Origin of the sequence: Polaribacter ponticola, from assembly GCF_026191475.2 — a bacterium.
Lineage (GTDB): Bacteria > Bacteroidota > Bacteroidia > Flavobacteriales > Flavobacteriaceae > Polaribacter > Polaribacter ponticola.
Map to the genome: position 1 here is coordinate 1,289,939 of NZ_JAOSLC020000003.1, position 12,580 is coordinate 1,302,518.

10 protein-coding genes and 1 pseudogene are annotated in these 12,580 nt (G+C 29.1%); 1 reads left to right on the forward strand and 10 read right to left on the reverse strand.

Annotated elements, in window-relative coordinates:
• Positions 1-5 precede the first annotated feature (5 nt).
• The 9 genes and pseudogenes from N5A56_RS10970 to N5A56_RS11010 form a co-directional block, all read right to left on the reverse strand.
• Complete coding sequence (locus N5A56_RS10970; RefSeq protein ID WP_265725497.1) at positions 6-668, reverse strand: P-loop NTPase family protein; 663 nt, start codon at positions 666-668, stop codon at positions 6-8.
• Complete coding sequence (locus N5A56_RS10975) at positions 665-1,306, reverse strand: hypothetical protein (RefSeq protein WP_265725498.1); 642 nt, start codon at positions 1,304-1,306, stop codon at positions 665-667. Before N5A56_RS10975 ends, N5A56_RS10970 begins: the two co-directional genes overlap by 4 nt.
• 97 nt (positions 1,307-1,403) lie before the next feature.
• A complete protein-coding gene (locus tag N5A56_RS10980) occupies positions 1,404-1,682 on the reverse strand; it encodes a helix-turn-helix domain-containing protein (protein ID WP_026775378.1) in 279 nt (92 codons plus the stop codon).
• A 255-nt stretch (positions 1,683-1,937) separates the two neighbouring features.
• Positions 1,938-2,786 (reverse strand): RteC domain-containing protein, encoded by an 849-nt coding sequence (locus N5A56_RS10985; protein ID WP_265725499.1) that lies wholly within the window; start codon positions 2,784-2,786, stop codon positions 1,938-1,940.
• 134 nt (positions 2,787-2,920) lie between these two features.
• Entirely contained in the window at positions 2,921-4,660 is a 1,740-nt protein-coding gene (locus N5A56_RS10990) for an alpha-amylase family protein (RefSeq protein ID WP_265725500.1), read from the reverse strand.
• A 24-nt stretch (positions 4,661-4,684) separates the two neighbouring features.
• Positions 4,685-5,623 carry a carbohydrate kinase family protein gene (locus N5A56_RS10995; protein ID WP_265725501.1) on the reverse strand — a complete coding sequence of 313 codons (939 nt, stop codon included), beginning with the start codon at positions 5,621-5,623 and terminating at the stop codon, positions 4,685-4,687.
• Between the two features lie 52 nt (positions 5,624-5,675).
• A pseudogene (locus N5A56_RS11000) lies at positions 5,676-6,991 on the reverse strand (MFS transporter).
• Complete coding sequence (locus tag N5A56_RS11005; RefSeq protein WP_265725502.1) at positions 6,981-7,346, reverse strand: glutaredoxin family protein; 366 nt, start codon at positions 7,344-7,346, stop codon at positions 6,981-6,983. Before N5A56_RS11005 ends, N5A56_RS11000 begins: the two are co-directional and overlap by 11 nt.
• 111 nt (positions 7,347-7,457) lie before the next feature.
• Positions 7,458-10,046: a TonB-dependent siderophore receptor gene (locus N5A56_RS11010; protein WP_265725503.1), complete on the reverse strand. Its 2,589-nt coding sequence runs from the start codon at positions 10,044-10,046 to the stop codon at positions 7,458-7,460.
• 215 nt (positions 10,047-10,261) lie between these two features.
• Here N5A56_RS11010 and N5A56_RS11015 point away from each other — a divergent pair, with 215 nt between their 5' ends.
• Positions 10,262-11,278 carry a LacI family DNA-binding transcriptional regulator gene (locus N5A56_RS11015; protein ID WP_265726135.1) on the forward strand — a complete coding sequence of 339 codons (1,017 nt, stop codon included), beginning with the start codon at positions 10,262-10,264 and terminating at the stop codon, positions 11,276-11,278.
• On the opposite strand, the gene N5A56_RS11020 is transcribed toward N5A56_RS11015, so the two are convergent.
• On the reverse strand, positions 11,275-12,525 hold the full coding sequence (locus tag N5A56_RS11020; RefSeq protein WP_265725504.1) for a site-specific integrase: 1,251 nt from the start codon (positions 12,523-12,525) through the stop codon (positions 11,275-11,277). The two genes, N5A56_RS11015 and N5A56_RS11020, sit on opposite strands and share 4 nt — an antisense overlap.
• Positions 12,526-12,580: the final 55 nt, after the last annotated feature.

Below are 12,580 nucleotides of genomic sequence, written 5' to 3' on the forward strand. Positions count from 1 at the left end.
AAAAACTATTTTCGCTTATCTAAACTATTTTTATCAAAAGCAATCAAATTAAATAATTCACGCATTCTGGAACGTACACGAATCCCATATCTACTCTCTAATTCTTGTGCATTTAAGTTTGTAGTGGTGTGTGTTCTAATTTTACGTTTTAAGAATAAATCATAGCGAGACAAGAGTATTTCTCCCATTACATTGCAATCTTTACCAAAATGTCTCCCTATGGTTTCTACACCTAAATCATCAAAACAATAAAAGCCATTATTTCCATAATCTTCAATAATTTTAAAACCGCTTTTATTAAAACTGAAAGTGATATTTCTTGCAGGGATAAGACTATGTTGATTTTGATGAGGTACAATAAAAGGTAATAATTGCATCAAACTGGTTTTACCACAACCTACAGGACCAGATAATAAAATTCCTTTGTTTGGATTTATCTTTAATTTTCTGCAAGTTTCAAAATCACGAATGAAATAAATACACAGTTTATATAAAATTGCCTCATCTTCAGTATAAATTTTAAAATTCTTACCAAACAATAATTTACCTTTTGCTTCTAAATAGATTAACATTTTTTGAAAATCGTATATTATTTGATTTCCCTTTTGTTCGCCCAATTGAAATTGCACACTTCCTTCTTGAATGATATGTGGTTGTATTTTAATCATAAAGGTTCGTTGTAATTTTTATTTTTACTGGTCTTTAGGTTGTCTTGATTTTGGCTAACTGATTTTTGTGTTTCTTTATTTTTTATTTCTTCAGCTTTTATTATCCAATTTTTTGCTGTTGCTTGCCAATTGACAATTTTTGTTTTACCACCAACTTTCCAACCAATGCCCTGGTAATGATTAAAGAATTTTTGAGCTTCAATTATTGGCCATTTTTCTTTTTCAAAAAAAACAACAACTTCTTTTTCATTTTTAGGCTGGTCAAGTTTATTAATGTTTTTATTGTTTCTATTAGTTTGTATATGTTTATTTATAGATACCAGTGCTTGTCCAGTACTTGTCTCGAATTTGAACATCTTAATTTTACTTCCTTTATAAGGGTTATGTGATGGATAATAAATTATATATTTCCAATGACTTAATTCTTTGATACACTTATGATAGGTTGATTTAGATCCAATTTTTGAAAAACGCATTACCTCTTCACGATTTATATAAAATTCTTCTAAAAATCGATTGTTATTCCAAATTTGAAATAATGCTACATACAGGCTAATGTGTGTCGGATTTAAACGATAGTCTTTTGAGAATTGATAGAATACACCTTTAAGATGTTTTATAAAATTTACGTTTTGCATAAAGTAAGATTTCTCGACTACGCTCGAAATGACAGAAGTTTTTTAATTAATGACTGAATTAATGAGATACTGAAACAAGTTCAGTATGCCACGAGTGTCAAAACTTATTATGAATGCGATTTTCTTCTAAAACCTTTACAATTTCTTCATAGTCATAGTAAATAACACCACCTACTTTTGAATAAGGAAGTGTACCGTTAATTCTTAAGTTTTGTAAGGTTCCTGGAGAGATGCTTAATAAATCTCTGACTTCTGGAGATTTTAACCACTTTTTTGGCGCAAAACCAGATTGATGGTTAATCATTGCTTTGATGTCTTCTAATAATTCTTCTTTAAATTCTCTTAAATCTTCTGTAGTGATAATTGATGTTGGCATTTGTAAACGATTTTTAAAAGAAGAAGCTACTGAATGTCCCCCAACATTATTAGTAACTTCTTCTGATTAATTTGACTTTCGTTGGCAAACTTCTAAAGAATTTTTAGATTGATTTCGGTAGTTCTACGTAACTACGAAAAGTTTTTATTTGTCTTTTTCCCACTGCTATTATCTTTTTTTTGTTGTGTTTTGGTAACAAATGATACTTTACTATTTTGAAATTATTGTTTTCGTAGTTACGAAGAGGTTACGTGTTTAGATGCCATCATCATATTCTAATTTTGTTTGAAAATCTTCCACTAATTTTTTGAGAAATTTTGTTCTTTCTGTACTTCTATTTTTAATATCTGAATATATTTTATAGTGATTGGAAACCTCAATATTAAAGAGTGATGAAAAAATATTTACTAATGCCTTTGTATTGATATTACCTGTATTTATAGCGCCAGATACTTTTAAAACATACACTAATTCAATTAAATCTGTTTTTGAAGCTGTCCAATTCAATGGGCTTTTACCTATTTTATTATTATCATCAAATTTACCTGAAGCAATGTTTTTTAGTTTATTTATTTCTTGTTTGTAGAAATTTGTTAGTAAATCATAAGCAATTACCTCTGCAGCTAACTTATCGTGACTTGTGTAAAATTCTGAATCTAAATAGATAGAAATATCAATTGAAAACAAATCTAATTGTTTGTTCTCTCGAAGAAAATATAAATGATCTAAAAAAGTACTATTGTGTTTATAATATTGATAAAACTTTAAATTTTTACGTTTTTTTGATTCTAACTTTTTTAGTTCGTTTTTGAAATAATTTTTAAGTATTGAATTTGTTGCATTTGGTTTGTTTACGTGATATTTTAAAAGACAATTATAAAAAATAAAATCAGCATAGATATTGGGTTTTATATGTTTAAAAAAATCTATTTCTTCATCACTATCTTTAAATTTATTATTTCTGATGTAAACCCTTAAATCATTCAAGACTTGTTTGGCTAATTCTAACTGAAGATTTAGTTTTTCAATATTGTTTATTTTTTCATTAGTGTATTTTTTTTGCTGAACATAATACTGCTCAACAAGAGGGATGTTGTTTTTCATTTTCTTGCAATTATTTAGTTTTTTTCTTTTTTATATTTTCATCTTTATTTCTTTAGCAAAAAAAAGATATAGCAGTTGCCATATCTTTTTAATTTTGAATTGTTAATATTTTTTTTAAAGAACTTTTAAACTGGTTAAAAGACTAACTTTTTAGTCTCACTCCCTATAGTGTAGGTAATAGAAAAGTTAAAGGTTTTTAAATTAGCTTCTAGATGAGCTTTAGATTTATTGTTTAACCATGAAATGCCTAAGCTCTCTTTAGAAACGTCATTAATTTTTATTTGACCAGAAAATGCTTTTAAAGTATTTCTTAATCGCATTATCTTTAGTTGATTTTTAACAAGTTCTGTTTGCAAAGCTTGTTCTATTTCTTGCTCAGAAAGTGTTGTTCTGTTAATTTCTTTATGAGCACCACTACCACCTTTATCTGCGGCTTTATAGTTGTTTTTACCAGCAAAAATATCTAAATACCAAACTTGAGGAATACCTGGCATAAACATTTGAATAGCTCTTGCAAGTAATAATTTTTTTTCATCTTCACCCAAAGCACTAAAAAAAGTGGCATTAACTTGATAATAAGATATCTTTTTACCTGATGGGTCGTATAGATTTTTTACTCTTCCTCCACGCTCTATAATGGTATTCATTATCGATTCAATTTCAGAATCTTCTAATAGTCCCTTGTTATAACTGCCATTAACTTCTTTCCCTTTTAAGTCTAAAACAGGAATTCCATCATGACAACCTAACATATTTACAGTTTTATATTTTTTGGTTATAATTTCGTTAATCCAAGTTAATAAAGCTGTATTATTTGCTGTTTCAAGGGTGTGAATCATTAAGCCAGGTAAGAAAAAATCATAAATGGGATAGTTTTCTTTTGCTACTTCATTATGTAGGTTTAACCCATATTCTGCATGAATTTCTGGTAATAGAATTAAATCGTTCTTTTTAGCAATTTGGTTAATTCTCTCTAAGTACTGCCAAGTACCGGGTTTATTAAAAAAATTAGTTTGTCCAACTTCTTTATGTAAGTATGCAAATGCATCTAATCTTAAAATAGAGCATCCAAAACTTTTTACTTTGGCTAAAGTTTCTTCATAAAACTCCCAAACTAATTCAGATTTTGCATTCACATCCATTTGACCTAAAAACGAACTTTTTCTATAAACTAATTTAAGTACTTTTTCTTTATACTGTTCTAATTCATTAAATTGAAAAGTTTTTAAATCTAAATTATTATCGATTGCGAAATTTACTTTTTCGCAAATTAATATAGCATTATTTACACTTAACCCCTTAATAGAAGTTAAGTCTTCTGCCTTAATTTTGTTATATATTATGCTTTGATAAAACGTATTCCAATAAGGTTTTTCAGAACCATCAGGAAAAGGAACTTTTAATATTGGAAGTCCTGATTTTCTCATAAACAATTTATTGAGAAATTCTTCTTTTGGCACAATGATATCATCATCATTATACTTACCATTACCTTTCCAAAATTCGTTCCAGTTGATAAAAAAATCTTTAAATTTTGATTTCTCTCCGTTTTTTAAAAGATCTTTAAATTGAGGAGAAGCTACAGAAAGATGATTTAAAACAATGTCAAATTTTAAATCAATTTTCAATTCTTTTAATGCTTTTAAATCGTCTTTAGAGACTAACTCTTCGTTTATGTTATAATCAATAATAGAAAAACCTCTATCTAAATCGCTATTAAAGAAAGTAGGTAACACATAAAACAAAGAAAACACATCTTTAAAATCTTTTTTTTGAAGCATTTTAATAGTATCACTTAAATTTGTTCCAATACTATCTGGATATGCATTTAGCATAACACCATTAGAGATAGTAGTATTTTTTTCTGATGACATAAAAAAGGTGTTTTTAAGTAAAACTTATAAAAGTTTTGATAAAATATTGATATTGTTAGGTAATCTACCTACGTTTTGTAGTTTTAAAGCAGCTAATTTTAAAGCAATTTGCAAACACTCTTCAATAGATTTTTCTTTTATGTAGGCAAATAAAAAGCCAGACCAAAAAGCATCTCCAGCGCCTGTTGTATCCATTACCTTTTCTATTTTTATAGCGGGTAATTGAATAATGTCTTTCCCTTTTTGAGAAAGTTTTACCCCTTCACTTCCTAGTGTTAAGCAAACAGTTTCTACGCCTAAATTGTGAAAGAACTCAAAAATTTCTTTATGTGGAAGTTGTTTTTCGAAAAGACGCAACATATCATCTTCACTAATTTTTATTAATGGATTGAATTGACAATAATTTTTAATTACTTGTAAAGCTTGTTCTTTAGTTTCCCAGAGTTCTTTAGCGTAATTAACATCGATACTTAATTTGCATCCTTTTTTGTGAGCTTCTTCAGCTTTTTTAAGAATAGTTGTTTGTGCAGGATTTTTACTTAGCGCAAAACAAGTTGTATGAAAAATTTTTGTTTGAGATAACATTTCAGTAGTAATTTGATCTTCTGAAATGTGATAATCTGCATTTCTGTAAGGCATAAAATCTGGTGTGCCATTAGAACGAGATACAAAAATAACGCTCGTAGAATTATTTTCAGATTTCTTTAAGTGCTTTGTGTTTACTTTTACTTCATTTAGTCTTTTAAAAATGTATTCTCCAAAGCCGTCATTACCAACAGTGGAAACTAAAGTAGAGGATAAGCCCAATCTTTTGCAGTTCATAGCTACGTTTGCAGGCGAACCACCTAAATATCTGTGGTAGTCTCTAGTTTCGTTTATTAGCACATTGTTTTGGTGGCCTATAAAGTCTACTAAAACTTCTCCCACACATAAAATATCTATGTTTTTATTACTGTTTTTCAAAATTAATATCTTTATCTTTTTATCTATATTTTCTATAAATAGAATCTTAAGTTTATTCTGTAATTGATTTTGTTTCTTTAAGCCTTAGTGCTAAAAATGCGGCAATTATAAAAAAGACTCCTCCTAATAAAATAGCGTTTACTGCGCTGTTGTTTAAAAGGTTTTTTACAATCGGTCCAAAAGTTAATGTTTGAATTCCCATTGGAATTACAATCATCATATTTAAAATACCCATATACACACCACGTCTTTCTTGAGGTACAATTTTAGATACCATAGAATATGGAATACCCATCATTGCTGCCCAACCAATACCAAATAAAATCATTGGTAAAATAACCAAAGTTGGGTCTTGTATGTTTGGAATACTAAGCATAGCAATACCTGTTAAAAATAAACTAAGTACATATACTTTTTTTCCTCCCCATTTTAATGCAAAAGGAACTAGTGCCAGTGCAAAAACAATAGTAGAAACATTGTAGGTTGTATTCATTTTTGCAGCTTGACTTAATGCTTCTGACTTGTTAAAGCCCATACTCTCCTCAAACATTGGCGAAATAAATTGCCAATAAATAAATAGTGCATACCATTGAAAAAGATAGACTCCTGCTAACTTCCACATAAATTTTGGCATGTCTTTTATTGCACTTACAATTTCTTTAAAAGGAGTTTTTACTCTATCTTTAAAAGATAGTTTGTTGTGTTGTTCTATTTCTTTTAACTCTTCTTCTGATGGAGGTATTTCTGGAGTTTTTAAAACCGACCAAAGTATGGTTGCAACAGATAAAATTGCTCCTATAAAAAAGGAGTAATACAACCATTTTGGAATTGCCTTTACAGTTTCATCTACATTCTCTACACCACCAAATTGATCTTGAAAAATAAAAATAGATGCGTTTGCCAGTACAATACCAGCACCAACAAATAAACTTTGCATTTGATAGCCAAAACTTAATTGTTTGTTTGGTAATTTATCACCCACAAAAGCACGATAAGGCTCCATAGCCATATTGTTACCAACATCTAAAATCCAAAGTAAACCTACTGCAAACCATAAAGATGGACTGTAAGGAAAAGCGAATAAACACAAACTACCTATTAAAGCACCAATTAAAAAAATGGTTTTCTTCTTCCCCAACGTGGAGACCATGTTTTGTCTGAAATTGCTCCGATTATAGGTTGAATAATTAAACCTGTAACTGGACCAGCAAGATTTAATAAAGGTAAATCTTCATGACTTGCACCTAAAAAAGAGAAGATTGGGTTTACAGCTGTTTGTTGTAAGCCAAAACTGAATTGGATTCCTAAGAATCCTACATTCATATTAAATATTTGCCAGAAACTTAGCGTAGGTTTTTTAATTTTCATCTTTTTCTATTTTTTTAGCTAATACTTTTAGAAACTCTTGCAAGTTACCTTTGTTTAAAAAAACATCTCCTTTATTATCTACTACTGGTAAGCTTAAAGTATGAATAGAAATATTGTTTTTTTGAAGTTTTAATAACATTTCTTGTTCCTTTGCTTTATTTATATCAATATCGTAATACGTGAATTTAACCTTTTTTTCTTTCAAAAAAGCTTTTGTATCTAAACAACTATGGCAACTATCGCTACCATATACAATCATTTTTTGTTTTTTTGATTCTTTAATTTGATGAAATACTTCTTGTGCATTGCTTTGAAGTGATGTAAATAAAAGAACAATAATTATGAAATGTTTCATTTTAAAATAATTTTAGAATTTGATGATGATTGTTTTGTTTTTTAAAAGTAGAGCCAATAAATTTCTCATTGGCTCCACTTCTAATTCAAATCAAATAATAACAAACTACTCTTAAAAACTATATTGTAAAGTCATTGTTGTTGAACGTCCAGAAATTGTTCTTGCTGCAGCTAAACCACCTGCTAAATTTCCATTTCCTTCTACTTCTGTAACACCAATCGTATCGAATAAATTATTAGCATTAACACTTAAAGATAATCCTTTAGTTAAGCTAACTCTTGCCATTGCGTTTACATAAGCATAACCTGGCATTACAAGGTCATTGTCATCTTGTGCAAAAGATTTAGATGTACCTAATACTGTGATTCCGAAAAGATGTTGTTTTTCTGCTCCAAAAGAATATGTTGGTGCAAAATTGTAGACAAAGTCTGCTTGTCTTCTTGGTTTGTTTCCTTTGTTTGCTCCACCATCAATTTCTGCTTTTGTATAGGTAACAGAACCATTAATGCTAAAATCTCCAAATCTATACGCAGATTCTACTTCTAAACCTAAAGCTTTAAAAGGATTTCCTACAGTTCTGTTTAACTCGTTACTAATACCTTCATCTGTATTACTTATAAAACCTGTAACATTTAAAACACCATCAGTAAGTCTCTTTTTTAAACCGACTTCAAATTGAGAAATCTCATCAAACTGTACATCTCCAAGACCATCTGCACCATAGGTATTTCTATCTGCAGCTCTACCAGAAGCTCCTTTACTATATCTACCAAAAACAGCAGCTCCATCATTAATTTTATAGTTTAAACCAGCAGAATAAGAAACAAAATTATAATCGTCACTAATAGCTTGACCAGGATTACCAGCAATAGTTGGTATTGTAGCTTCAAAAGGACTAATTACACCATCGCTATTATAATCAAAACCAATTAAATCTCCATTTGCATCTAAATTACTTAATTGACCTGAGTTTATGGTTCCGTTAACATTTACGTTTTCAAAACGAATACTACCATCAAAATTTAATTTTTCAGAAATTTCTGCATCTACACCTACATAAGGAGAATTTACATTATGTACGGTGTTATATTTTCTTTGACAACAGTTACCCCAAACTGGCTGACCAAAAGAGTAAGCTCCTCCTTGAGAAAATCCATCAAAAATACCTAATCTAGCTTTTCCATCACCTGCAACTTCAGAAATTGCAGAACTCCATTGCCATCCTATTTTAGTGTTTTGTGTTGCAGAGAACATCCCAACAGTAAGCCCTATATTGTCATTAAGTGATTTTGTAACTTTTATATCACTAAAAAAGTTGCTTAAATCTTCAATAGTTACATCAAAATATCTAATATCTTGTGCTAATCCGTTAGCTGGGTTAAAAGGTGTACCATCTTGAAAAGTTAAAGCACCTGTTGCTCCAGAAGCTCCTCTAACTAAAGCTTCGATATCTGCTACAGTACCAACATTTGCAGTAAATGGAGCGTTCCATTGACCAGAATTGTTAGAGTATCTTGCTTTACCATTTACTTTCCAATCATCACCTAAGTCAAATGAAAACTCTGCACCAACTGAAGCACTTACAGGATTGTTACCACTTCTCATATCGTTTTGGGTAGGATTACCATCATAAACACTATATGTATTTTGGATATTTACAGAATGAGGAGTATCTGATGTAATATCAAAACCTGGTAAGTTGCCAAAGGTAGGATTTGAATTTGAACCAGTTAAACTTACTGGCATTGGCATATACATTACTGAATTGTCATTTAAATATTTAAAATAAGTACGTACATACCCATTTTTAAATTCTTTGGTAAGGTTTGCTTTTAACTGCCCTCCTTTATTACCTTGGTAACCTATTTTTCTTGGACCTTCGCCAACACGCATAAAACCACCAATGTGATAATATAATCCTTCACCAATTGGTGATCCATATTCAAAATCTAATCTACTAGTTTGAAAATCTAAACCATAAGTTGCTCCTATTGTACCACCTTCTGTTCTTCCTGTTTTACTAATCATATTAATAATACCTGCAGGACCATTAGATGTTTGCGTAGATGCAGAACCTCCTCTGATAGCTTCAACTCTTCCAATATTAGAATCTATACGTAAAAAGTTATCAGCGTTACCAAAAGAAGTATCTCCAAACAACATAATAGGTAAACCATCTTCTTGTAATTGTAAATATCTAGAACCACCAGAAGAGACAGGTACACCACGAACATTAAAGTTTGCATTACCTTCACCACCTGAAGATTCTGCACGGATACCTGGAATGCTCCTAAAAAGCTCACCTGAAGATCTTGGAGATGCTTGTTTTATTTGTTTGATACCTACAGTAGAAACAGATATACTAGATTCTATTTTAGATTTTGGATTTACAACCCCAGTTACTATAATTTCATCTAACGATTGAGCGTTTTCTTTAATGGTAATATCTAATTTTAGATTACCATTCACTGTTATTTCTTTCGTAAAATTATCATAACCAATATAAGAAGCTACTATTGTGTAGGTTCCATTAGTAACATTTGTAATTTCGTAATTTCCATCAAAATCTGAGTTAGTTCCGCTAGTAGTTCCTTTTAAAAGGATGTTTACACCAGGTACTAAATTACCACTGTTATCTTTAACAGTTCCAGAAATTGTTGACTGTGCAACAAAAGCTGTCGATGATAGCATAAGTACCATCAAAAGCAAATTTTTAAAGTTTAATTGTTTTTTCATTTTAATATGAATTTAATAAAAAAGTTAATTATTTTTTGTCAAATGTATTTTTATTGGTTTTTAAATTATTAAATAAATAAATCGAAAACGTTTTCGATTTTCCGAAAACGTTTTCGATTAAGATAATTTACTATATTTACAGGATAAAATAGCAAAGTTTAATTCTATAAAAGTATGATATTTTGGTTACACTAAAACAAATAGCAGAAGAATTGGGTATTTCTATAACTACAGTATCTAAAGCACTTAAAGAATACCCTGATGTTAGTAAAAAAACCAGAAAGTTGGTTAGGGAAACTGCAGCTATGTTAAATTATAAACCTAATTCTTTTGCTGTGAATTTAAGAACTAAAGAATCTAAAACTATTGGTTTAATAATACCTGAAATTGTACACCATTTTTTTTCAAGTGTTATTAAAGGTATTATTTCTCAAGCAGAAAAAAAAGGATATTTGGTAATTACACTACAATCTAATGAATCTTATGAGTTAGAAAAAAAGCAGATAGATTTATTAATAAGTAAAAGAGTTGATGGCATTTTAATTTCTTTAGCAAATGGTACTGCAGATTATAAACATATATCTGAAGTGTTAAATCAAGAAACACCTTTAGTGATGTTTGATAAAATTGCGAAAGCTATAAAATGTTCTAAAGTAACCATAGACGATAGAAAGGCAGCTTATAAAGCCACACAATATTTAATTGACATTGGATGTAAAAGAATTGCGCATTTTAGAGGGCCATTATTGCCTCAAAATTCAATTGATCGATTTTTAGGTTACAAGCAGGCTTTAACTGATAACAATATAATTTATGACCCAACTTTGGTATATCTCTTAAATAAAATGAGTTTTGATGAAGGAAAGTTTTATGCCAATCAACTTTTAAAAGATCATAATGATGTTGATGGAATATTTATTAATACAGATTTAGTGGCTATTGGTGCCATATCAGAATTTAATAATCAAGGGATAAAAGTACCAGAGCAAATAAATGTAATTGGTTTTAGTAACTGGTTTATGGCTTCAGTAATTTCTCCATCTTTAACTACTATAAATCAACCTGGATTTGAAATAGGTAAAAAAGCGTTTAAATTACTCTATAAAGAAATAAAAGACAGAAAAAAGAAGAAAATTATTAATTACAAAAATATTGTACTTGAGACAGATTTAATAGTTAGAGAATCTACTGTTTAATCTATTTTTTGAATTGGGTGATTATTTAGTTGAGTTTTATAAAGTTTTTCTTTCAGTGAAGCCATATCTTCACTAACTTTTCTATCGATTATTTTTGCATAATGCTGTGTTGTTTTCAAAGATTTATGCCCGAGCATTTTACTTACAGATTCAATAGGTACACCATTAGTTAAAGTTACTGTTGTTGCGAAAGTATGACGAGCTAAATGAAAGGTAAGATTTTTATTTATTTCGCATAAATCAGCAATTTCTTTCAAATAAGCATTCATTTTTTGATTACTTAAAATTGGTAATAAATTGTTTGAATTTAAGACATCAGAATCCTCTTCATATTTTTTTAAAATTATTTCTGCAGAAGCCAATAATGGAATATTACTTTTGGTTTTAGTCTTTTTTCTTGTTGTTTTTATCCAACGACCACCATCAATACCAATCACGATATTATCTTTATTTAAAGCTTTTACATCTGCATAAGCTAAACCAGTAAAGCAGCTAAACACAAAAATATCTTTCACTAAATTTAAACGATGTATAGAGAATTCTTTTTCAATTAATCTTTGTATTTCTTCTTCATCCAAAAATTCTCTTTCTACTGTCTTTAAAATTCCTTTCCAGTTAAAAAATGGATCCTTAACTATCCAATCATTGGCGTATGCAATTCTAACAATTTTCTTAAAATTAGTGATGTATTTTATTGTTGTATTGTGTGCACAATTTTTTTCTGTTTTCAAATAATATTCAAACCCTGTAATAAATTTATTGTCAATCTCGGTTACTGGTATATCTTCTATTTTATATTCGTGATTGATATAATTTTTTAAATGTTTTTTTGCTGTTTTATATCTTTCTGAAGTGCCTAAAGCGTAATCTTTACCAACTAACTTTTCCATTTCAATATTATGATTTTCAAATATTTCCAAAGTCATTTTTCTAACCTCATTTTTACCTTGGAAAATGTTTCTAATATTAATAGCAGTAATTAATTTATTTTCTTCTACTAATCTTTGGTGTATTTTATAAATTCGATTAGCAATACTATCAATATACTTATTAAGTTGTTGAGCCTCTCCAGAAGAACCTTTCATCTTACTAGCAGAGGAACTCCACTTTTGAACATCAACCTTTCTTGAAATACTTAATTCGGCTCTTTTACCATTTACAGTAATCCTTAAATAAATATTAGCTTTTCCATTTTTGTCTGCTTTACTACGTTTGATGTAGAAAATGAATGAGAATAAATGTTGCATAGGTGTCAGTTAACTATTATAGCATAAATATACGAAAATTAAATTAAAACAAATC

Coding starts and splice junctions, on each gene's coding strand:
- N5A56_RS10970 (WP_265725497.1), bottom strand. CDS start 668: ATGATTAAAATACAACCACATATCATTCAAGAAGGAAGTGTGCAATTT.
- N5A56_RS10990 (WP_265725500.1), bottom strand. CDS start 4,660: ATGTCATCAGAAAAAAATACTACTATCTCTAATGGTGTTATGCTAAAT.
- N5A56_RS11010 (WP_265725503.1), bottom strand. CDS start 10,046: ATGGTACTTATGCTATCATCGACAGCTTTTGTTGCACAGTCAACAATT.
- N5A56_RS11005 (WP_265725502.1), bottom strand. CDS start 7,346: ATGAAACATTTCATAATTATTGTTCTTTTATTTACATCACTTCAAAGC.
- N5A56_RS10985 (WP_265725499.1), bottom strand. CDS start 2,786: ATGAAAAACAACATCCCTCTTGTTGAGCAGTATTATGTTCAGCAAAAA.
- N5A56_RS10975 (WP_265725498.1), bottom strand. CDS start 1,306: ATGCAAAACGTAAATTTTATAAAACATCTTAAAGGTGTATTCTATCAA.
- N5A56_RS10980 (WP_026775378.1), bottom strand. CDS start 1,682: ATGCCAACATCAATTATCACTACAGAAGATTTAAGAGAATTTAAAGAA.
- N5A56_RS11020 (WP_265725504.1), bottom strand. CDS start 12,525: ATGCAACATTTATTCTCATTCATTTTCTACATCAAACGTAGTAAAGCA.